Origin of the sequence: Chlamydia pneumoniae TW-183 (assembly GCF_000007205.1) — a bacterium.
GTDB classification, from domain to species: Bacteria; Chlamydiota; Chlamydiia; order Chlamydiales; family Chlamydiaceae; genus Chlamydia; species Chlamydia pneumoniae.
Window position 1 is genome coordinate 679,871 of sequence record NC_005043.1, and the last position, 22,091, is coordinate 701,961.

Below are 22,091 nucleotides of genomic sequence, written 5' to 3' on the forward strand. Positions count from 1 at the left end.
ATCCCTCGTAAAAACATCCTTGCGTTTATCATCCATGCGGATTCCAATAACTCTACTGCAAACATACTTTTCAGAACCTCTTTCGACAAAGGAAATTTTAGAAGCCTGTGATCATATTGGCATAGAAGCCGAGATTGAAAATACTACCCTATACTCTTTCGCTTCTGTGATTACAGCAAAAATTTTACATACGATTCCCCATCCTAATGCGGATAAACTCCGGGTAGCTACCCTGACCGACGGGGAAAAAGAGCACCAAGTGGTTTGCGGAGCCCCCAACTGCGAAGCAGGATTGATTGTAGCTCTTGCTCTACCTGGAGCCAAATTATTTGATAGCGAAGGACAAGCCTACACAATCAAAAAATCTAAACTTCGTGGTGTAGAATCTCAAGGGATGTGCTGCGGAGCCGACGAGTTGGGCCTTGATGAACTCCAAATTCAGGAGAGAGCTCTTTTAGAGCTCCCAGAAGCCACCCCTTTAGGTGAAGATCTCGCAACAGTTTTAGGGAATACTTCTTTAGAGATCTCTCTAACACCGAATTTAGGCCACTGCGCCTCCTTCCTAGGATTGGCCCGAGAAATCTGCCACGTCACTCAGGCAAACCTCGTCATCCCTAAGGAATTCTCGTTCGAAAATCTCCCGACTACAGCCCTAGACATGGGCAATGATCCTGACATTTGCCCCTTCTTTTCTTATGTCGTCATTACGGGAATCTCTGCGCAACCTTCACCAATCAAGCTTCAGGAATCTCTACAAGCCCTCAAACAAAAGCCCATAAATGCTATTGTCGATATTACAAATTACATCATGCTTTCTCTAGGGCAACCTCTGCACGCTTACGATGCGAGTCACGTCGCTTTAGACTCTCTGCGAGTAGAAAAGCTCTCCACCCCAGAATCTCTCACCCTATTGAACGGAGAAACCGTCCTCTTGCCCTCAGGAGTGCCTGTAGTCCGCGATGATCATAGTCTCTTGGGTCTTGGAGGTGTTATGGGAGCGAAAGCACCCTCATTTCAAGAAACCACAACCACTACAGTCATCAAAGCTGCCTATTTCCTCCCCGAAGCTCTCCGTGCCTCTCAAAAACTTCTCCCGATTCCATCGGAATCTGCCTATAGATTCACCCGGGGGATCGATCCACAAAATGTTGTACCAGCACTACAAGCTGCAATTCACTATATTTTAGAGATCTTCCCCGAAGCTACAATCTCCCCCATCTATAGTTCTGGAGAAATTTGTCGTGAATTAAAGGAGGTCGCTCTACGCCCTAAAACCCTACAGAGAATTCTAGGGAAATCTTTCTCAATAGAGATCCTCTCTCAAAAGTTACAGAGCTTAGGGTTCTCTACGACTCCACAAGAAACTTCCTTACTTGTAAAAGTCCCTTCCTACCGCCATGACATCAATGAAGAAATAGATCTAGTAGAAGAGATCTGTAGGACAGAATCTTGGAATATAGAAACTCAAAATCCAGTATCCTGCTACACTCCAATCTACAAACTAAAACGTGAAACTGCTGGGTTCCTAGCAAACGCAGGACTTCAAGAATTCTTCACTCCTGACCTGCTAGATCCCGAAACAGTGGCTCTAACAAGAAAAGAAAAAGAAGAAATCTCTCTTCAGGGCTCCAAACATACCACTGTATTGAGATCCTCACTGCTTCCAGGATTATTAAAAAGTGCTGCGACAAACCTAAATCGCCAGGCACCCTCTGTTCAAGCTTTTGAGATCGGCACTGTCTATGCAAAACATGGAGAGCAGTATCAAGAAACTCAAACTCTGGCGATCCTGCTCACTGAAGATGGCGAATCCAGGTCCTGGCTCCCCAAACCCTCTCTTTCTTTTTATTCTTTAAAGGGGTGGGTAGAGAGGCTGCTCTATCACCACCATCTTTCTATAGATGCTTTGACCTTAGAGTCCAGCGCGCTCTGCGAATTTCACCCCTACCAACAGGGAGTGTTGCGCATCCACAAACAGAGTTTTGCTACTTTAGGTCAGGTACATCCTGAGTTAGCAAAAAAAGCACAGATAAAACACCCTGTGTTCTTTGCAGAACTCAACTTAGACCTTCTATGCAAGATGCTAAAAAAAACAACGAAGCTTTATAAACCTTACGCCATATATCCTTCATCTTTTCGTGATCTCACCTTGACAGTACCTGAAGACATCCCTGCAAATTTACTGAGACAAAAACTTTTACACGAAGGTTCTAAATGGCTTGAAAGTGTAACCATTATCAGTATATATCAAGATAAAAGCTTGGAAACACGAAATAAAAATGTTTCTCTACGCCTCGTATTCCAAGATTATGAGCGAACATTATCTAACCAAGACATTGAAGAAGAATACTGTCGTTTGGTAGCTTTACTTAACGAATTGCTAACAGACACTAAAGGGACTATCAATTCATGAAACAATTACTTTTCTGTGTTTGCGTATTTGCTATGTCATGTTCTGCTTACGCATCCCCACGACGACAAGATCCTTCTGTTATGAAGGAAACATTCCGAAATAATTATGGCATTATTGTTTCCGGTCAAGAATGGGTAAAGCGTGGTTCTGACGGCACCATCACCAAAGTACTCAAAAATGGAGCTACCCTGCATGAAGTTTATTCTGGAGGCCTCCTTCATGGGGAAATTACCTTAACGTTTCCCCATACCACAGCATTGGACGTTGTTCAAATCTATGATCAAGGTAGACTCGTTTCTCGCAAAACCTTTTTTGTGAACGGTCTTCCATCTCAAGAAGAGCTGTTCAATGAAGATGGCACGTTTGTCCTCACACGATGGCCGGACAACAACGACAGTGATACCATCACAAAGCCTTACTTCATAGAAACGACATATCAAGGGCATGTCATAGAAGGAAGTTATACTTCCTTTAATGGGAAATACTCCTCATCCATCCACAATGGAGAGGGAGTTCGTTCTGTGTTCTCCTCCAATAACATCCTTCTTTCTGAAGAGACCTTCAATGAAGGTGTCATGGTGAAATATACCACATTCTATCCGAATCGCGATCCCGAATCGATTACTCATTATCAAAATGGACAGCCTCACGGCTTACGGCTAACATATCTACAAGGTGGCATCCCCAATACGATAGAGGAGTGGCGTTATGGCTTTCAAGACGGAACGACCATCGTATTTAAAAATGGTTGTAAGACATCTGAGATCGCTTATGTTAAGGGAGTGAAAGAAGGTTTAGAACTGCGCTACAATGAACAGGAAATTGTAGCTGAAGAAGTTTCTTGGCGTAATGATTTTCTGCATGGAGAACGTAAGATCTATGCTGGAGGAATCCAAAAGCATGAATGGTATTACCGCGGGAGATCTGTATCTAAAGCCAAATTCGAGCGGCTAAATGCTGCAGGATAGTTTGCGGTAATGGCTGATGACACCCTCATTCCTAAACTTATGAAGAACTCGCTTTCGCAGGCGTGTTCTGAGGGTTTACTGATTGCTAAGTATCCTCCACTCCAGGTTATCGTTCACTTTGATAATAACCTAGTTGTTAAAACACATCTTTCAGTAGCTCCTGTCTTCTCTTGTCTTTTTTTAGGACCAGCAGCTCACAAAGCCATGCAGGAAATTGTTTTATGGTGTTCTCGCTATGCCAACAAGGAACATCCTCCTTTTTCCTCGCATTTTGCTAAAGACCTCATCCCCTCACAATATCTCGAAATCCTAAACTGCGTTGCAGAGATTCCCTTTGGAGAGCAGCAAACCTACGCTGAAATCGCAAAAAAAACTGATACGCACCCCAGGACTGTAGGAGCCGCATGCAAACAAAATCCGTTTCTGCTGTTCTTTCCCTGTCATCGCGTCGTAGGAAGCCATGGAGAGCGTAATTACGTCCTAGGGCCTGTAATTCACGAGATCTTATTGAAATTTGAGAATAGCTACTAATCCCCAGCTATAGATTTAAGAGTCTTGCAGACGGGGATCTAAAGCATCACGGACTCCGTCTCCTATCAGAGCGATCGCAATCAGCAACATCGTTAATATAATTGCTGGAGGCCAAAGAACAGCACTCTCTGCAGGGAATCCTGTAACACCCTCCCTCATAAGATTTCCCCAAGACGCGGAACTCTCTTCCCCCAGACCTAAAAAGGTCAGCCCCGCCTCACAGCTAATCATAGCCATCATAGCAAACGGAACTAAAGAGATCACAGGGACAATGGCATTGGGAAGGATCTGATGCACCATAATATAATAGTGGCTATACCCTAAGTTTGTAGCAGCAAGAACATAACCTCGGTCTCGCTGTTTCAACACCTCAATACGGACATACCTACTAAACCCTGTCCAACTAAAACAGCCTAGCAAAACTGTGTTCAATAGCAAAGATTTCTGCTGTGTTATGGAAATCACCAGCATTAAGATAAACAGCACAGGCATGGTCTCCCAAATTTCAGTAAACCGAGATAAAATCATATCCACGGTCCCACCGAAATATCCAGAAACCAACCCGATCATAATCCCGATAGCTAAAGCTATCGTAATCCCAATACCTGCGACTACCAAAGCTATGCGAATGCCAAATACTAAAGCCGCTAGTAAATCTTTCCGAGTGACTCTGCTAAGCTGCCACCAAGGAACATACTTGTTCATTTCTCGAGATCCCCCAGCATCATCTTCCCAATGGAAACTACTGAAAAAGGGGTTAATCAAAATGCGAAGATCTTCAGACTCTTTCTCGATCCACAAACGCTTATCTTGAATGAAACTGATCGCGCTGCGCAGCTTGGCATAGTCTTCAAGTACCTGACGAATCTCCAACAAAGATTTTTTATAGGGCTCTGCTCGTTTCTCTACATTAGCATAAGCAATACAAAGGTCTTCAGGTTGCCCCCAGTTGTTGTAATCCGCGAGGCGGAGCTCATGCTCTATTCTTGTCAAGGCCATCAGAAACGGTCGGTAGTTGTCCGTAGCACGATTCCAAGCTTGCTGCGCCATCTCATAGGGACGCTGCATCTTGTCGACTCTTTGCTGTAATCTTTTAAGGCAAATGCCTTCATTTTTCATCTCTAAGTGACGCAATGTTGGCATCGGAGACTGCCGTTTTTCTTCAAAAGCGACCTGATACTTCTTTACAGAAGCCTCTTGTTTCTTTCGATACTTTGCCTTAATGAGAATCCCCAACTGCTCATACGTACTCATATACCGCCGTTCCATCTCCCAAGTACGTGTATCTTTGGGGAGCAGCATGACCATCTCAGAATTCACCTTACTGATGTTTTCTCGGACCTTCTCAGCTCGCATTTTTTTTAAATTCTCAGCTAACGCGGGATCTTGAACTTTCCCACTATAGGCCCAAGCAAAAATCATACATTGAGAAATGATGCACAGCCCTAACAACCAACGACGTAACCACCCCCTAGTCAACTTAAAAGAAAGTATGAAAAAGGGAAACGTGACCATCAAAACGTTGAAAAAGAGATCCACTGGTTTAGTGTAATACCCAGGGAAAAACAAGTACCTCAGTAAAGGAAAAAAGATCTCTCCATGCCAGGTGACTAGTAAAGGTTTACTACTCGCAAATAAAGGAGCGTAGATGCCAATCAGAGCGACAGAAATAAAAAATTTCCATGATAAAGAGGCTAATAAATTTTTATAGTAAGCAGATAGAAAACGTTGATAAAAGGAAGGATGCTTCTGCATTTATATCCTCCTTCCCTCTAGCTGAACTCGAGGATCTAAGAGTACGTAGCAAATATCTCCGAGCAAATATCCCACTAAAGATAGAGCCGATCCTACAAGCACAGAAAATAGAACTACATTGTGATCTCGATTTAAAATTGCCTGATAGAAGAAGTTCCCAAAGCCATCTATATTGAATAGGGTTTCTACAACCAACGCCCCTCCAAGTAACGTTCCTAATGAAGAGGCTAGAGAGGTCACTATAGAGACTGCAGCATTTTTCCCTACGTGCTTATATAGAATATCAAACCAACGCAATCCTCGAGCTTTAGCAGCACAAATAAAATCTTGGCTTAATACTTCTAAAAATATCGAACGACTTAATCGTGACTGTGCGGCAAGAGCTCCGTAACTCACTGCACAGAAAGGTAAAAACCCATGCGACACCAAGTCAAAGATACGTCCTAGAGTACTGAGCTCATTAAAAACCTCTGGGGGCGAACGTAACCCAGAGTAAGGCATAGGAATTGTGGTAAATGGAATCGTTTTATTAATAACAAAGTTATCTAAGATCCAGGGAACCGCAACAAAGACAGGAATAGAAAATAGAATAAGGAAAATGAAATTTAGAGAGTGATCTATCCAGCGGTTTCTTTTCAATGCCATGATCATACCAAAGATTTGGCATAACACAAAGCCTACAATCATAGGTAAAATTGACAAGACCAAAGAACAACGTAAACGCTTGATCACTTCTGAAATTACAGTCTTATGTGCGTCATTTCGTAAAGTTCCAAAATCTAACCGCAACACCCGGGACATATAGCGAGCAAAGCGAGTCTCTAAGAAAAAAGTCTTCCAGAACTGCTTAGAGCTATAGCAAAAAACTTCTGTTCCCCCATGATCTTGGAACCACCCTTTTAAAGCTTCCACCTTAGTATCGAGATCTTCTTCGTTAAGCTGTCTTACTAAAAAAGCATTACTTTCTGCGATCTCTTTATTTTGAGCTCTTTGTTCTGGGCTAAGATTAGGGCCGACAAATCCTTGGAGGACGCCACCACGAATAAACAAGTCTGCAGCAATATGGCGATATTTATCATCTCGCGAAGCATCGTCAGCTTCAAATAACAATGCGGGCATAACAAACTTCGCACAATCCCCCCAATAGACTAAGGACTTAGCAGCATTTTTCGCACTTGGAGTAGTATTATTTGCATTTGCAAGTTCTTGGAGTGCAGTCTGAATCTTCTTATGAGTGATCTTAGGGCGAGTGTTAAAAAAAATGGGGAGCGTGAGGCCATAATGCTCTCGAAACTGCAAATAACGGTCCGGGCCCTTGTAAGAGCGCATCTTATCGGATTTTCCAGCTTCTCCCAAAGCGTCCCTAGACTTTTCTTCCAAGACATCTCCAGGAGCCGCATTTAAAATTACAAAATTTATAGAGACAATAGCAAATAAAGTCAGGGGGATTAAAACTAGACGTTTTAGGATGTACTTAAGCACGGATCCTCCTTCTTCTCAAGCCATACCATAGTTACGTTGACAGTCTCATCCTGAGCTTCAGGAATTAAATCTGTTCTATGTGTAGGTACGAAAATATTTTTTACATAATCCTTATAAAGTAAGGAACAATGTCGTGAGAACAAGAAAGCATAAGGAGCTTCCTCATGAATAATTTCATGGAAACGGTGGTACAGGCGATTACGTTCTTTCAGATCGTATTCGTAGCTGAGTCTGTCTATGATTTTATCAGCTTCTTCATTATGGAAACCTACAACATTCGCTGAACCCTTTTCCATAGCCCCTTCAGAATGCCATAAAGCCCTAGGATCCTCAGGAGGAATTCCTAAACACCATCCCATTAAAAGAGCATCGAAATTCTTTTCATCAAAAGCTTGCGAAAGATCGGCCATATCTAGTCCTAGAAGGCTACACTCGATTCCGATTTCCTTACAAGCAGTAGCTACGTAATCTGCAATGGTATGAGCGGTGACACTCTTTACATAATAGCATAAACGGAAACGGAACGGGACAGTCACACCATCGATAACTTTTTCTCGGATTCCATCGCCATCGGTATCTATCCATCCCTCTTCTTCCAGGAGACGAGCTGCTTCTTCTGGAGAATAATGCCACCCTTCGATCTGTTTATTATAAGAAGGAGAACTCGAAGCAAAAGGCCCACTAATCGTATAGCCTTGGCCATCCAAGCACTGTTCGATAATCCTCTCTCTATCGATTGCCATGTTCATAGCACAGCGCACCTGTCGGCTTTGGAAAAATAATGAAAAGCAATTCCATCCTATGTACGTATATGCTCGATCTGCTGAGACTGTTTCACGGACGGCTCCTCCCTTAGCTACCTGTTTGTTATAAGCGGAGCTTTTCATAAAACTATAGAAATTATCTCTTTGGTTGGGTGGAAGGTAAGAGATGTCTATTTTCCCTGTCTTAAAATCTTGGAATAGGGAGTCTGTGCTTTCCTTAAAATAGACGAAACGCTTGTCAATAAGAGCCGCAAGAGGATCATAGAAGTCAGGATTTCTAGAAAACACGATTTTCTCATCATCCATCCCTGCAAAGTAGTAGGCTCCACAACTTACAATATAGTTGTTTGCCCAATGCATAGTGAAGTTTTGCGCCCAAATGGAATTGGTTCGGTAGGTATCGATATTCTCATCTTCAATGATTTTTTCCCCGTTAGCAAAATACTGATATACAAATCTAGGGAGGGGCTGCAAGCTTAAGGTATTAGAAAATGCAGAGTAGAGCACTTTGCGCTCTTCCTTTCCTTCTTCATTGATTACCGTGTGTGCTTTCCATCTGACTACTAATTTTAAATCGTTTTCTACTGAGACAGAAACCACATCTTCATAACAAGAGCGCAGAGCCACTGCTCGCATGGTTGCTACATAAGGGTTCATAACAGCGTCGTAGAAAAACTTAATATCATGAGCTGTCACAGGATGAGGACGTTGAAATACTTCGTCTAACTGAACGTGTTTTGGAAGGGCCTTAGGATCTATAGGACGCCAAAAAACATTCGGCCTCAGATAGATGTGAAACTCTTTATCCCCAGAACCATCTTCAACAAGATGTTCTTCTATTTTCACAGCGAGATCTGGAGAAAATTCTTCGTATTTCCCTACGTGGGGAGAAGCTAAACTAGGAATACAGAGATCGTAAAAGCCCACGACATAATCAAAGCCATTAAAAGGGCTCAGATTTTCGGGTTTTCCGACATGGGCAGTGCGTAGGATACCATGAGGGTGGAAATTTGTTCCTAGAAGTTCAGGAAGAGTCTGCTGTTTATAGGGGTCTAGGGAAAGTAAATTAGGATAACTAGGATCTCCAAAGAGTAGAGCAAAAGCTTCGTCTCTGACGAGCTTAGGAGCGAGCATCACCCCAGGTGCCGCAGGGATAGCTTGTGATGTCTGCTGTTGTTTCACTACGCGTGAGATTTCACGAATGTCTTCTTGAATATCTCTTACGTTACCTTTTATCGACTTAATGTCTCTTTCAAGTAGGTCTGAGGACCAGTATAACAAAATTAAAGAACCGGCGACAATCCCCTTTAAAATTTTATCTAGCACACATCTTTTATACATGTGACCACTCTCCCTCCGCTTTTAGAGGCAAGGACTCATAGGGATCTCTCCCCAACCATTTAATCCGAGGGACCTTAGATGCTGCATAGTATTAAAATCTCTCAAAATCTTATACAATAAGTGCTGCTTCGCACGATTAAGAGAACATGTTTCTTCCTTCAACAAAGAGGAAAAGGTCTTTTGTTGATATTTAGATAGCAATATGATGAGCTCCCCGTATGCCAATCTGTCTTGTTTGAGTTGTAAATTCACTGGCTGCAAACATGGATCAAAGTGGTTTGGCAGCATGTTCTGAAATCTCTTTGCTTGGCATAAACTGTATTGAAAAGATTTTTTAATCTTCATGTAACCATGTTATGCTTTGGACTATGAATGGGTCAAGAAATTTCAGAAGAGAGGGATAAGGAGCAAAGACTCTTTTAGAAATTATTTGTCGCTACATAGAACAAAAACAATCTCCAAAATTTTAATATAAGAGAGTTGTGAGTATGGAAATAACTTGTCAACTCATGGGGGAAAAAGACAAATAGAGGGCTTTCACCCTCTTGTTTGTCTTTTAAAAACTAAAAACTATTCAGCAGTATTCTCTTCAGAACCGCCTTCTTCATCTTTTTCAGTTTGAGTGTCGCTATCTGAAGATTCGTCTCGTCCTTCATCTTCAGAACCTTGAGCTTCGTCTTGTGGTGCTGAACAAGATTCGTATCCAAAAGCAGAACCTGCAACAGGAAGCACAAGAGCTAAAAGAAGGGCTAACATTAATTTTTTCATTTTTATTCTCCTTATTTAAAATACGACAGCTCAAACCTGAGATTGGCCAAATAATCAGTAACCTATGACAAAATAAAGGCTGACGTAAAGGTTTCCAGGCACTATATAAAAAAAGAAAAATAATCTGCAAATAAAAAGTATAAAAACAAATGGATAGTGTTATTACTCGCGTTGTTGAGGAAACAAGTAAATACCATAGAGTAAAACTATAATTCCTATGATTAGTAGACCTATAACCAATGGGATAGGTAAAAGCCCTAAAGCCAAACAGCCATCTATAAATACCTGAGCAAGAGGGTTCGCAGTAAATATAATACTTACCGCAGCAGAAGCACAAAAGGCAACTAATAAGCCTAGAATTGCTATAGCACTAGCAATTTCGTAACGAGAACTTACAGACAAATCCGCACGCCAAGAAACCCTGACTCTATTCCACAGACTGTCTTGCCTTAAAAGAGGATAATTAGGTGTTATTTCGTCCATTGAATTAATGATATCGTCGGCATGTATTCTAGGAAATTGCTAAAAAATTAGTATTTATATTCAACACCATAAAATTTAATAAGTTTTTGAGATTTTTTATAATCTCTTTTTTTTATCTCTTCGTAAATTCTTAGACCTTTAGCATTCATACCTTGCTGAAAATAAAGTATTCCTAACTTTGACATCGTTTCTACATCATTAGGTTTTAATTTTAGGACAATTTCATACTCTTGGATTTCTTCCATAGGCATTTGCAAGTCATGATAGCTATAAGCGAGTTGTGCGTGTACCCAAGCGTTACCTGGAGCATACTCATTTAAAATTTGGAACTCTTCAATAGCTCTTCGCGCCGTTGCAAAAAACTTTTCTTGAATCTCAGCGCTATATCTACCCGAAGGGATCCAATAATTAGCATCAAACTCTGGGTATTTCCTTGGATCTGCGTAAAGACCAGAAAGAGCTACATACGCATCTGCTAAAGAGACATGCGCACTAAGATCTACAGGGATGGCTTGAACCACTTTGATATAAGCTTCGATCGCTTTTTGGAGTAAACATTCACGAAAAAGAAAGTAATCTTTCCAAAAACAAAAACAACTAAATTTCCTAATGAGATCATGCTTGGGCAAGAATTTGAATATCTCAGAAAGAAGAGAGTATTCTTGATTCTGAAGATTTATAGATAATTTAGTAGCTGCTGCCGCTAAATGCGATTGCTCTTCTACAATGTTCTGGGAGCGTTTATTGGGAGGAACAGCACCTTGAAGATACTCTGAAGCGAGATCCTCAAAAAAATCACCTTTCCCCGAAAGAAGATAGAGCCGTGTGACAAGGCAAACAAACAATGTAAGAAAAAAACACGCAAGACAGAATGCTGGAATGACTGTTTTCCCTGAGAATAGAAAGAAATATAGAAAAAAACTGAACTCAAGAGCGATGAGAAGAGAGGCTCCACAAACAAAGAGGATCTGCTTAATTAAATACTTAAGTAACTGACGACTTGTTTTATTACATAAAGCTTCTAAATTCTCCTGAAAACCTAAAGGTTTCATAAATCCTGAGTCCTACTTTGTTAATTCTAATGGAAAATTATGAGATTAATTGTTTTAATGCAATGTTTGGTCTCCCTATTTTTAGCAAAGAAAGTCACCGTGACAACTCCAGCCTATCTACTAGCTAATTTTGGAGGACCTCGTCATGCTAAAGACCTTCAAGAATTTCTGATTTCTCTACTTACTGATAGAGATGTTACGGGCACTTTCCTTCCCAGAGTACTGCATAGGCATCTCTTTACTTTCATCGCTAAAAAACGTGTTCCGAAAGTTCTCCCTCAATATCAATCTTTGCAAAATTGGTCTCCTATTTATTTTGACACCGAAACTCTTGCAAAAACACTCTCTGAAATCTTACGAGCGCCTGTAATTCCATTTCACCGCTATCTACCCAGCACACATGAAAAGACGTTGCTTGCTTTGCGTACTCTACATACGCGTCACGTGATAGGTATCCCTTTATTCCCTCACTTCACCTATTCTGTTACGGGAAGCATTGTACGTTTCTTTATGAAGCACGTGCCAGAAATCCCCATTTCTTGGATTCCCCAATTTGGGAGTGATTCTAAATTTGTCTCTCTCATTACCTGCCACATTCGGGATTTCCTTCAGAAGTTAGGAATCTTAGAAAAAGAGTGCTGCTTCTTATTTTCTGTACATGGACTTCCTGTACGCTATATCTCTCAAGGAGATCCCTATAGCAAGCAATGTTATGAATCATTTTCAGCAATTACGACAAACTTCAAGCAATCTGAGAATTTTCTTTGCTTCCAATCGAAGTTTGGTCCTGGAAAATGGCTCTCCCCGTCCACTGCGCAACTATGTCAAAACATAGATACGGATAAGCCTAATGTCATTGTTGTGCCTTTTGGCTTCATTTCTGATCACTTGGAAACTTTATATGAAATAGAAAGGGACTACCTGCCTCTGCTACGTTCTCGAGGATATCGGGCATTACGAATCCCAGCGATTTATAGCTCCCCTCTTTGGGTATCGACTTTGGTAGATATCGTGAAAGAAAACTCTACAGTAGTTGCCGAGGAGTTAATAAAGAGCGGGAAAAAACACACAGGGATTCGATAAGATTTTAGGGAAGACGATACCGCTGTTTTATAGCATCGTATTTTCCTGAGCGTCGTGTTTTCACAAGTCCTGCGTTAAACCCTTCAAGCAAATCTCCGTTTGTCCCTTTCAGTATTGCAAGCCGCAAACCATCTGCGTTTAAGGGTTTTGAAATAATTTTCAGTCTTCCTTTATATGCTGTTTCTATTAGCGCGGTCACTTCAATTACAGGAGCTAGAAGAGCGTCGTAACAATTCGATGTTAAGGCTTCCAATGCTATTGGAACATGTTGGTAGAGGCTAATCACAGCGTCAGGGATATTTTGAGCTACAAGAACTGAAGAGTCAAACTTATACACTCCAATAAGACGACCTTTAAGATCCTCTATAGATTGGTAAGGAGAGTCTTGAGCGACGACAAGGACAGGACCTGTGAGTAAAATGGGATCAGAAAATTGATAGTGTTCGAGCATCTCAAGAGTAGGCAATACAGATGTAAATGCTCCTTGGGTCTTTTTATCATCTAAATTCTCAAAGAGATGCACCCAATCTTGATTTACAATATTAATATTTAGATTCTCTTTATAGTTAATCTCAGAAACAAGATCGTTTAAAAATGCGTTGGTATCGGATGTATAAATGCCGAATTGTTTTGGAAACCAGGTGGCATCACGACCTACGAGAACTTCTCTTTTTACTCGAGAGCACCCGAAAAAGATCAGTCCCACAGCCAGTAAACATATTAAAAAATTTACCTTCCAAGAAAATTTTATCTTCACGTTTAGCTGTGCCTCGCTGTTCTGCCTCTTTTTGCATCATATTCTAGATAAGAAATTTTTATCCAGCGCGCTATAAAGCCTAATTTTAAAGAAGAGGGATTCGTATAAATATCTGAAAAAATAGAAACATATAAAAAAATTATCACATTGAAAATCAGTACTTTCTGATATTAAGAAGGACTATTCGATATTTCCTCAGTCTTAAGGGTCCTTTTCCACAATATACTCAGCAAGATATGTTTTCCCAAGTTTTCTTCTTCGCCTTAGGGTCAAACCTTCACAAGCAATCTCTTCATCGGAGGCATTCTCTAGGAATAGAGTCCCTTCAGGATTCAGGATGTTTCCCGAAACAATCTTCTGTAAAAGGGTTTCTACGTAACAATTACAAAGTTCGTAAGGAGGATCTATATAGATTAGATCAAAGGATCTCTTTTGTTTGATAAGTCTTTGAATTGCCGATTGAGCATCTTGTCTAAAGATGACGACAGGAAGTTGTTCTCCGAGTAAAGCACTATTTGTGTGTATTAATTGTATTGCTTTTATAGAGATGTCCACGAATACGACAGAAGCAGCTCCACGACTTAGGGCTTCAAAACCTATCGCTCCCATCCCGGCAAAAAGATCTAAAAAAGCAGCCCCTTCTATATCTTCCCTACAGATACTGAAAAACGCTTCTTTCACTAAACCTGAAGTAGGTCGGATATGTGGATTAGAAAATGTTTTTAAGGATTTCCCTTTGTACTTACCTGCTAAAATTCTCACATCACCTCTTGAGGAACAAAGTTTACGTAATCAGCAGCCACTAGTATGTAGTGGATCCCTCGGATATTACCGAATCCATCTATAGGGCGTTGCACTTTATGAATATGACCAAATAGGCATAGAGAGACTCTTCCATCAGCTTCTAAGAATTCCGAAATAGGTCCTGGAGTACCGTCACTGCTGATTGGGGGGTAGTGTGTCATCACAATCACCTCAGTGACTTCTTTAGGAAGGGCAGCAAAAGCTCTCTTTAAACGGCCCAACTCTCGGAGAAAAATCTTTTCATCCTGTTCTGTATAAGATTGTTCCTGAGTAGAAGGAGTAAGGAAATTCTCCTTCTTCACACATATTGTAGGACTATCCCACAGTCGCACTCCTACAACAGCAAGATGGGGTGTTAACAGAGCAAACCCTTGATTCAAATAGTATAGAGAGGGAGGAAGTGCTTGTAGAATTTTACTTGTTGAAGCAGAACTCCAGTAATCATGATTTCCACGAATCATATACTTCGTTCCTGGGAGATCCCCAATAAAGGCGAAATCTTTATGAGCCTCTGAGAGGTTCATAGCCCAAGAAATATCTCCTGGGAGGAGAACAATATCCTCTGGATGGACAACAGCTTGCCATTCAGAGCAAATTTTCTGATGGTATCCTATCCAGGGGTCTCCAAAAACTTCCATAGTTTTTTCAGGGACGCCTAAGGCTAGATGCAAATCTGCCAAACCATAAATATGCATTTGAAGGGAGCCAGTGTAAAAACGCAATTGCCGTCTACTGTAGGAACTCTAACCATAAAAAGCAAATGTCTCTGAAGTTCCTATCTCTAGAGCGTCACGACTGACCTTGGGAGCTACACTTTGCCCTAGAAGATATAGTTGTCAGGAATGTGCGTGCCTTGAGGAACAATGATAATATTATCTCTCACAAATAGCTTTTTATCAGGAGAATCATATTTAATATAGCCCTTGAGATTCTGTAGTTTGACACCGTTTCCAATACAACAATTCTCATCTATAATCGCTTTACGAATCTCACAGTCTTTCCCAATTCCTAAAGATGGCATGGATGGAGATCCGTACCGAGCATTGCCCATAATTATAGACTGATCGACTACAGAGTTCTCTCCAATCTTACTACGAATCCCTAAGACACTCCGAGATACATGACTCGTATTAATAACACAACCCTCACATAATAAAGAACTTGAGATCATAGAATCCGTAATGATTGCTCCAGGAAGATGATGATTTTTACTATAGATCATTCCGTTATCATCATAACAATTCAGTCCTCTTTTCTCTGCATGAGGCTTTTGAGTTAACGCTATATTTGCTTCATAATAAGATTCTATAGTTCCGATGTCGGCCCAATACCCATTATAAAGGAGAGTTTGTACTTGTCCCCGCTTCATCTGAGCTTGGATGAGATGCTTTCCAAAATCGTTTCCTTCTTCTTCGCGAAGCAAAGAAAACAAACTGTCTCTTCGGAATAAGTAGATGCCCATTGATCCAAGAAAGTCTCCTGAATCTTCGGTTAACTTATGAATACGGCGATCTTCAGAAGAAAGCTGAAAACGCTTGAGTACTTCTTTTTCTTGAGGTTTTTCATAGAAATCGATGAGTTTTCCTTCAGAATCAATATCTAAGACTCCCATTCTATAGGCATCTTTTTCTGGGATAGGCTGGGCAACAAGAACCATATCTACATGAGTTCGTATGGCTGTATCTACAATAGATCTAAAATCCATATTGTAGAGCTGGTCTCCTGATAAGATTAAAAAGTATTCGATTTCTGTATCTTCGAAATAAAGTAAGTTTTTTCGAATTGCATCTGCGGTACCCTGATACCAGATTTGGTCACCCTGACGTGCTTCAGGAGCAAGAAGATGTATCTGATCCTGCAAAACTCCATGATAAAAATACGTCTTAAATAAATGCTGTTGTAGAGTGTAGGTAAGGTACTGACCTATAACAAAAATTTTTGAAAAACCTGCACTAATTGCATGAGATATTGGAATATCGATCAGCTTATACCGTCCTCCAAAAGATACGGTAGGCTTACAGCGACAATTAGTTAGAGGAGATAACCTTTTGCCCTCCCCTCCACACAAGATAATTACTCCAACCTTATCTCGATAAAAATGAGAGCTCTCAAAATTTGAGGCCTCCGGAAAATCGTTTTCTATCATTTGTATTCGCCTGTTCTAATTTAATTTTAAATTAGAAACAAATAAAAAGGCCAACACAACAAAACAAATAAATTTTGTTAAATAATTAAATTCTTTTTAATAAATAGGTTCTAGAAATTAAGATTCAATTTCTAGAATTTCGGAAATTTTGTTTGCCAGGGTTAGATCACCACTGCTTAGCTTCCCATAAGCGATCAAAGCTTTTATCAGAGTGGGTACAGTAAATACCGAACTGACTTTTATTCCCTGTGGACCAAGTGGTTGACACGCTTCTTTTCTACGATCTAAGAATACCAATGCTTCACGAACTACCAGACCATTTTCTTCCAGTGCGACTGCTGTCTCTATTATAGATTTTCCTGAGGAAACCATATCATTGATGACTAAACAAGTTTGTCCTGGAGTAAATAACCCTTCTACTTTAATAGCGTCCGAGGGGTCTACATTCTGTAATTCCTTCCTTCGCAATACCATAGGGATGTTATATTTTAAAGAGATCGAGGTTGCTAGGGTTAGAGCAGTATAAGGGACTCCGCAGAGTAAGCTACTATTGAATGAGGGGCGGAGGCGCCAAATAAGAGTTGCCACTGTCTGGAGAACTTCTGGAGAGGAGATCACAAGACGCATATCTACATACAGAGGAGTTTCTTCTCCGCTAGCGAGAATATGTTTTCCGAACTTTATAGCTCCGATTTGGTATAGAATTGCTACAGCTTGACCGCGTAATTTTGCATCTTCGTAGTTCATCATTCTCCAGAGCCTCCGACCGTTTTTGACAAAATACAAAAAACTCACTTATAAGGGAAAACATGCTAATACGCCTGTTTCTTGGAATTTCTCTTCCCAAAGGCTTTCCCTTATATTTGGAGCCTCCTCTAGTTCTTGCAACGTTTCAAGGAACTCAATTCGTGGGAACTTATAGTGAGGCTACAAACCCTTTGTATATCGATAATTTGAATCTAAATTACCACTATACTCAAGAACTACTTTATAAAGCAGTCCCGTGTAATTATAAATCTATATATAGAGAGATACCTTTAATTATTTTCCCAGAAGTACTCATAGGAAGCACGCCAACACAATCTACTGAGTGACGTCCTACCTAAAAGCATAACAAAGATTAAGCAAGACTATTCTTTGAGTGACAACAAGAATTCTGCGTTACTATTGGTTTTCTTCAACCTTCCTAGCAAGAGATGCATGGCGTCTATAGTAGTAAGATCTGCTATGGCCTGACGGAAAAGGTAGACCCTTTCTAATTCACTAGGATGATAGAGGAGTTCTTCTTTTCTAGTTCCACTCTTAATTAAATCAATAGCGGGGTAGGTTCTTCGATCTGACAGACGTCGATCCAAGACGAGTTCCATATTTCCAGTGCCTTTGAATTCTTCAAAAATCACTTCGTCCATTCTGGAACCAGTATCAATTAAAGCGGTTGCAAGAATTGTGAGCGATCCCCCGCCTTCAATATTTCTTGCAGCACCGAAGAAACGCTTAGGTTTGTGCAATGCACTAGCATCGACACCCCCGGTAAGAATTTTTCCAGAATGCGGCTGAACTGTATTATAGGCACGTGCTAATCGTGTTATGGAATCGAGTAGAATGACCACATCATTTCCATGTTCCACTAAACGACGAGCTTTCTCTATAACCATCTCAGCGACCTGAATATGCCTTTCTGGTTGTTCGTCAAATGTCGAGGCAACAACTTCTCCACGAACTTGCCGAATCATATCGGTAACTTCTTCGGGTCTTTCGTCAATTAACAAGACAATAAGAACAATATCAGGATTATTCACAGCAATCGCGTGTGCTATGCTTTGGAGAATGACAGTTTTCCCAGATCTTGGTGGGGCTACAATCAATCCCCGCTGTCCTTTTCCAATGGGGGCGGTAAGATCTAAGACTCTCTCAGCCAAATGATCTTTCCCCATTTCCATCACGATTCTTTGATTAGGGTAGAGGGGGGTCAGGTTTTCAAAAAGTACACGTTCTTTAGCTTTATCTGGAGTAGATCCGTTGATCTTATCTACTTTCAATAGAGCAAAGTACTTTTCTTTCTCTTTAGGTGAGCGTATCGTACCGATAATCGTATCACCTTTTTTGAGATCAAATCTACGAATCTGAGCTGGAGAAACATAAATATCTTCAGCAGAAGGTAGGTAATTATAGGTTGGGGATCTCAGAAATCCAAATCCGTCTGGAAGGACTTCTAACACGCCTTCACCTATCAGCAATTCATCTGGGCGCTCTGACTTGGCTTTAACAATCTCAAAGACGACCTGAGACTTTGTTAGAGATCCTATATTTTTCACACCGTATTGGCGAGCTAATATATTCAGCTCTTCAATTCCCATTCTTTGCAGTTTAGCAATTTTTGTAACTGTGACAGACTCGGCCTCTTCAGACTCACTGGCAACTACAGCACACTCCCCTACACAAGATTTTTCCTGCATAGAAACGTAAGCATGTTTTTTCGTTTCCTTCACCCTAGGCAAGATTTCTGAAGAACGCTCTTCTTTCATAATGCTCCCTTTAAAGCGTAAAAATATTCTTCAATTTTTTGATGTAATTCTTTTTTAGTTCCGTTGTTTTCAACAACAACATCTGCTTGTGCTAACTTTTCTTCGACATTTAGAAAACGCGAACACCTTTGATCAAAGTCTTCAGAGGAACGCCCTGTTTTCTTCATGAATCTCTCGCGTCGAATATCTTCGTTTGCCATAACAAGGATCACTGAATCAAACCACTTAGCATAGTGTATTTCGTATAATAAAGGCACTTCTGCGACAAATAACGGATAGTTCCCATCTTGAATACTTTGATGATATTGTTCCTCAATAATTCGACAAACTTCTGGATGTAGAATGGCTTCCAGACCTTGTAATAGAACGGAATTGTAAAAAACTTTGGCTGCTATGGCTTGCGCATCAAACGCCCCATCAACTACAACATCCGATCCTAAAAGATCTATAACACGACGACCTATGCGTGTATGAGGGATAAGGAAACTATGCGAAATTTCATCAGCACTAACTACATAGGCTCCCAATTCCTGAAAAACTTGGCAAGCTTCAGTCTTCCCAGAAGAGAGATCCCCTGTAATGGAAACTTTTAATAATTTTAACATTCTGCCCAATTTTTTCCAATTAAGATATTCACAACTATAGGAACGGATAAAGTCATAGCTGATTCCATCTTCTCTCTCACTAGTCTTTGCATCTCTTCTATTTCTTCTTCAGGAACCTCAAATAATAATTCGTCATGTATTTGTAATAACATACGACTCTTCATTTGCTGTTGCTTTATTGCTTGTGAAATATCCAGCATTGCAAGTTTTATCAATTCAGCAGCACTTCCCTGAATGCGAGTATTTACAGCAAAACGTCCTGAAGCTGCTCTTGAGCCAGGAAATTCATTCCAACTATCGATAATTCTTTCTCGACCTAACATCGTGGTCACCCGTAAATCTTTAGCTGCTTGTTGTATAGTTTCTTCAACAAAATGAGCAATTTCGGGATAACGAGAGAAATATGCTTGAATTAACTCTTGAGCTTCGCCAATAGAAATTTTTAAAACTTTTGCCAAACCAAAAGCCTGTTGTCCATACACGATACCAAAATTTACTGTCTTTGCCTGCATTCTTTGTTCTTTTGAAACCTGTTCTAAAGGCACATGAAACACTTGTGATGCAGTAAAAGCATGAATATCTTCTCCTGACTCAAAAGCAAATTTTAATGACTTATCTTGGCTTAAATGTGCTAAAAATCTTAACTCAATTTGAGAATAATCGGCAGATAAAAAATAACTATTTTTCTCAGATAAACGAAAAGCCTTCCTAAGTAAGATTCCTCGTTCCGATCTTATAGGAATATTTTGTAAATTAGGATCTCGACAAGCTAATCTTCCTGTCACAGCTCCTGTCTGATCAAAAGAGGGGTGTATTCTCTGTGTATGGGAATCTACTTGTTTCGGTAATGCTTTTACATATGTGGATAATAATTTTTCAATCGTCCGGAAAGCTAAAAGTTTTTCGATAATTGGGTGCTCACTACGTAAAGCCTCTAACACCTCTGCACGTGTAGATTTTGCCTTATCTATAGGGCGAAGACCTAATTCGTTATATAAAATATCTGATAACTGTTTTGGTGATTTTATATTGAATGGCCCTCCAGAAAGATCATAGATTTCCTCTGTCAGTACGGCTAATTCTGTTTCAAAGAGGGCTTCTAAAATAGCCAACTCCTCAACATCTAAAGGCACTCCAGCTCTTTCCATAGAGAAAAGAACCTTCTCCAAGGGCATTTCAATATCACTTAAGATATGGTTGAGATTCTTACGGTTGATTTCTTCTAAAATAGCGTCTTTTATTATGGGAAGGTAGGCAACAAATTCACCAAAATATTGCTCAGGTTGTTCTGGTAGACGACCTATAGGCAATCCTGAATTTCCCCATTCCTTAGCAAACCGGTGAGCAGTTTCTGTAAATCCGTGATTTACTAAAAGAGATTGAAAGGAGATTTTTCCTCCCCCATTTGTCAAGTGCTCAGCTAAAGCTAGGTCATAAGAAATTTCTCGAATTACAATTCCTGCATTTAGAAGAGCGTGGCAATCGCGTTTTAGATTATAACCATAGAAAGTAAGATCTTCTCTTAAAAAGAAATCTTTTAATATAGGGAGTATCTTCGTGCCTTCCTCTTCTAAGGCAATAAAAAATACCCCTGATCCCTGTGTCAAAGCTAAACCTTCAAGCTTCAAAGAGAGAAGATGGTTTCCTGTATATGCTACAGCAAAGGCAATGTCCCCCCCTTGCACAAGGTTTAAAATGTTGGTGAGGCTTTCCGCATCTTTGATTATCTGAACATCGACTGTCGCAGCCTCTGTTTGCTTGGACGGCACAAGAGTTTTAAATCCTTGTTGTATATAAAAGTGTATGAGTTTCTCTTCATCCACAGGGTGTTGTGGAAAGGTAAGGGACTCTATTGGTACTGGGATAGGGATATTAGAATCCAAGAGGGCAAGCCGTTTACTAAGCTTTAAAGTCTCCTGCCGTTCACTCAGCATAGTTTGACTTAATCCCTTCACGGCGTCTAAATTTTCTAAAAGTCCCTCAACACTTCCAAATTGTTTAAGAAGTGCTGCAGCTTTTTTAGGCCCACAACCTGGGAGCCCTGGAATGTTATCAGAAGAGTCTCCAACTAACGCTAGATAATCAGGGATATTCCCTGGAGGAATCCCATAACGTTCTATCACCTCAGAGATCCCTACAACACCTTGATCTGCCCAAGGATTCCAAGCTACAACATGATCGTTTACAAGCTGCAACAGATCTTTATCCGCGGTGCATACGTAAACTTTATAATTCTCTTCTCTAGCCTTCTTAGCAATACTTGCAATCACATCGTCAGCTTCTACCGACTCTTTTTCTAAGTAAGCTAGGCCTATTAAAGAGCAGTACTCTTTAACTAGAGCTATTTGTGGAGGGATGTCTTCGAATTTTTTCTGTCGATTACTTTTGTAATCAGCATAAATCGCCTGACGGCTTTGTTTATTATTAGGACCGTCAAAGACGGAGATCATGTATTCTGGAGAGAATTCTTTGATAAGTTTATTTAAAGAACGAATAAATCCAAAAACTGCTTGTGTTGCTTGTCCTTGATGATTTTTCATTTCTGGCAAAGCAAAGTAGGCACGAAAAATAAATCCTGAGGCATCTAATACAAACAGTTTCTTCATTGCATATT

Annotated in this window: 19 protein-coding genes; 5 read left to right on the forward strand and 14 right to left on the reverse strand. The window is 40.4% G+C overall.

From position 1 onward, the window contains the following. Positions 1-34 precede the first annotated feature (34 nt). The 3 genes from pheT to CPB_RS03040 are packed head-to-tail and all read left to right on the forward strand — an operon-like array spanning position 35 to position 3,912. Entirely contained in the window at positions 35-2,413 is a 2,379-nt protein-coding gene (pheT, locus tag CPB_RS03030) for a phenylalanine--tRNA ligase subunit beta (RefSeq protein WP_010883232.1), read from the forward strand. Further along, a complete protein-coding gene (locus CPB_RS03035; RefSeq protein ID WP_010883233.1) occupies positions 2,410-3,381 on the forward strand; it encodes a toxin-antitoxin system YwqK family antitoxin in 972 nt (323 codons plus the stop codon). The genes pheT and CPB_RS03035 overlap by 4 nt, the downstream gene beginning before the upstream one ends. 9 nt (positions 3,382-3,390) lie before the next feature. Beyond that, positions 3,391-3,912 carry an MGMT family protein gene (locus tag CPB_RS03040; RefSeq protein WP_010883234.1) on the forward strand — a complete coding sequence of 174 codons (522 nt, stop codon included), beginning with the start codon at positions 3,391-3,393 and terminating at the stop codon, positions 3,910-3,912. A 15-nt stretch (positions 3,913-3,927) separates the two neighbouring features. Here the strand turns inward: CPB_RS03040 and CPB_RS03045 are convergent, their stop codons facing one another. From CPB_RS03045 to CPB_RS03075, 6 genes are all read right to left on the reverse strand, one after another. After that, the gene (locus CPB_RS03045) at positions 3,928-5,667 is read right to left on the reverse strand and encodes an ABC transporter permease subunit (RefSeq protein WP_010883235.1); all 1,740 of its coding nucleotides are present in this window, start codon (positions 5,665-5,667) and stop codon (positions 3,928-3,930) included. After that, complete coding sequence (locus tag CPB_RS03050) at positions 5,668-7,149, reverse strand: ABC transporter permease (RefSeq protein WP_010883236.1); 1,482 nt, start codon at positions 7,147-7,149, stop codon at positions 5,668-5,670. Further along, complete coding sequence (locus CPB_RS03055; protein WP_011126190.1) at positions 7,131-9,239, reverse strand: peptide-binding protein; 2,109 nt, start codon at positions 9,237-9,239, stop codon at positions 7,131-7,133. The genes CPB_RS03050 and CPB_RS03055 overlap by 19 nt, the downstream gene beginning before the upstream one ends. A gap of 585 nt (positions 9,240-9,824) precedes the next feature. After that, positions 9,825-10,022 (reverse strand): hypothetical protein, encoded by a 198-nt coding sequence (locus CPB_RS03065; protein ID WP_010891974.1) that lies wholly within the window; start codon positions 10,020-10,022, stop codon positions 9,825-9,827. 162 nt (positions 10,023-10,184) lie between these two features. Continuing rightward, a complete protein-coding gene (locus tag CPB_RS03070; RefSeq protein WP_010883239.1) occupies positions 10,185-10,505 on the reverse strand; it encodes a hypothetical protein in 321 nt (106 codons plus the stop codon). Positions 10,506-10,552: 47 nt separating this feature from the next. Next, entirely contained in the window at positions 10,553-11,557 is a 1,005-nt protein-coding gene (locus CPB_RS03075; RefSeq protein ID WP_010883240.1) for a tetratricopeptide repeat protein, read from the reverse strand. Positions 11,558-11,656: 99 nt separating this feature from the next. Here CPB_RS03075 and hemH point away from each other — a divergent pair, with 99 nt between their 5' ends. Further along, the gene (gene hemH / locus CPB_RS03080; RefSeq protein ID WP_010883241.1) at positions 11,657-12,640 is read left to right on the forward strand and encodes a ferrochelatase; all 984 of its coding nucleotides are present in this window, start codon (positions 11,657-11,659) and stop codon (positions 12,638-12,640) included. Positions 12,641-12,644: 4 nt separating this feature from the next. On the opposite strand, the gene CPB_RS03085 is transcribed toward hemH, so the two are convergent. The 5 genes from CPB_RS03085 to CPB_RS03105 form a co-directional block, all read right to left on the reverse strand. Continuing rightward, positions 12,645-13,391, reverse strand: coding sequence for a transporter substrate-binding domain-containing protein (locus CPB_RS03085; protein WP_404987434.1), 747 nt, complete (start codon positions 13,389-13,391; stop codon positions 12,645-12,647). Positions 13,392-13,598: 207 nt separating this feature from the next. Beyond that, positions 13,599-14,159, reverse strand: coding sequence for a 16S rRNA (guanine(966)-N(2))-methyltransferase RsmD (rsmD, locus tag CPB_RS03090; RefSeq protein ID WP_010883243.1), 561 nt, complete (start codon positions 14,157-14,159; stop codon positions 13,599-13,601). Beyond that, complete coding sequence (locus CPB_RS03095) at positions 14,156-14,896, reverse strand: metallophosphoesterase (protein ID WP_010883244.1); 741 nt, start codon at positions 14,894-14,896, stop codon at positions 14,156-14,158. The genes rsmD and CPB_RS03095 overlap by 4 nt, the downstream gene beginning before the upstream one ends. Positions 14,897-15,021: 125 nt before the next feature. Then, complete coding sequence (gene glgC, locus CPB_RS03100) at positions 15,022-16,347, reverse strand: glucose-1-phosphate adenylyltransferase (RefSeq protein ID WP_010883245.1); 1,326 nt, start codon at positions 16,345-16,347, stop codon at positions 15,022-15,024. Between the two features lie 117 nt (positions 16,348-16,464). Beyond that, the gene (locus CPB_RS03105; RefSeq protein WP_010883246.1) at positions 16,465-17,097 is read right to left on the reverse strand and encodes an orotate phosphoribosyltransferase; all 633 of its coding nucleotides are present in this window, start codon (positions 17,095-17,097) and stop codon (positions 16,465-16,467) included. Between the two features lie 59 nt (positions 17,098-17,156). On the opposite strand from CPB_RS03105, the gene CPB_RS03110 reads away from it, so the two are divergent. Next, positions 17,157-17,441, forward strand: coding sequence for a hypothetical protein (locus CPB_RS03110; protein ID WP_010883247.1), 285 nt, complete (start codon positions 17,157-17,159; stop codon positions 17,439-17,441). Positions 17,442-17,477: 36 nt separating this feature from the next. Here the strand turns inward: CPB_RS03110 and rho are convergent, their stop codons facing one another. The 3 genes from rho to polA all read right to left on the reverse strand — a co-directional run bounded on the left by rho (position 17,478) and on the right by polA (position 22,083). After that, a complete protein-coding gene (rho, locus tag CPB_RS03115; RefSeq protein ID WP_404987435.1) occupies positions 17,478-18,704 on the reverse strand; it encodes a transcription termination factor Rho in 1,227 nt (408 codons plus the stop codon). A gap of 164 nt (positions 18,705-18,868) precedes the next feature. Next, positions 18,869-19,477 carry a dephospho-CoA kinase gene (gene coaE / locus CPB_RS03120; RefSeq protein ID WP_010883249.1) on the reverse strand — a complete coding sequence of 203 codons (609 nt, stop codon included), beginning with the start codon at positions 19,475-19,477 and terminating at the stop codon, positions 18,869-18,871. Continuing rightward, positions 19,471-22,083, reverse strand: a complete 2,613-nt coding sequence (polA, locus tag CPB_RS03125) for a DNA polymerase I (RefSeq protein WP_011126194.1) — start codon at positions 22,081-22,083, stop codon at positions 19,471-19,473. The genes coaE and polA overlap by 7 nt, the downstream gene beginning before the upstream one ends. Positions 22,084-22,091: the final 8 nt, after the last annotated feature.

Bases quoted from the DNA above. Each gene is read 5' to 3' on its own strand.
- rho (WP_404987435.1), bottom strand. From the start codon at position 18,704: ATGGGAATTGAAGAGCTGAATATATTAGCTCGCCAATACGGTGTGAAA.
- coaE (WP_010883249.1), bottom strand. From the start codon at position 19,477: ATGTTAAAATTATTAAAAGTTTCCATTACAGGGGATCTCTCTTCTGGG.
- CPB_RS03075 (WP_010883240.1), bottom strand. From the start codon at position 11,557: ATGAAACCTTTAGGTTTTCAGGAGAATTTAGAAGCTTTATGTAATAAA.
- pheT (WP_010883232.1), top strand. From the start codon at position 35: ATGCGGATTCCAATAACTCTACTGCAAACATACTTTTCAGAACCTCTT.
- CPB_RS03070 (WP_010883239.1), bottom strand. From the start codon at position 10,505: ATGGACGAAATAACACCTAATTATCCTCTTTTAAGGCAAGACAGTCTG.
- CPB_RS03035 (WP_010883233.1), top strand. From the start codon at position 2,410: ATGAAACAATTACTTTTCTGTGTTTGCGTATTTGCTATGTCATGTTCT.
- CPB_RS03040 (WP_010883234.1), top strand. From the start codon at position 3,391: ATGGCTGATGACACCCTCATTCCTAAACTTATGAAGAACTCGCTTTCG.
- CPB_RS03045 (WP_010883235.1), bottom strand. From the start codon at position 5,667: ATGCAGAAGCATCCTTCCTTTTATCAACGTTTTCTATCTGCTTACTAT.
- polA (WP_011126194.1), bottom strand. From the start codon at position 22,083: ATGAAGAAACTGTTTGTATTAGATGCCTCAGGATTTATTTTTCGTGCC.
- CPB_RS03095 (WP_010883244.1), bottom strand. From the start codon at position 14,896: ATGCATATTTATGGTTTGGCAGATTTGCATCTAGCCTTAGGCGTCCCT.
- CPB_RS03065 (WP_010891974.1), bottom strand. From the start codon at position 10,022: ATGAAAAAATTAATGTTAGCCCTTCTTTTAGCTCTTGTGCTTCCTGTT.
- glgC (WP_010883245.1), bottom strand. From the start codon at position 16,347: ATGATAGAAAACGATTTTCCGGAGGCCTCAAATTTTGAGAGCTCTCAT.
- CPB_RS03110 (WP_010883247.1), top strand. From the start codon at position 17,157: ATGCTAATACGCCTGTTTCTTGGAATTTCTCTTCCCAAAGGCTTTCCC.
- CPB_RS03105 (WP_010883246.1), bottom strand. From the start codon at position 17,097: ATGATGAACTACGAAGATGCAAAATTACGCGGTCAAGCTGTAGCAATT.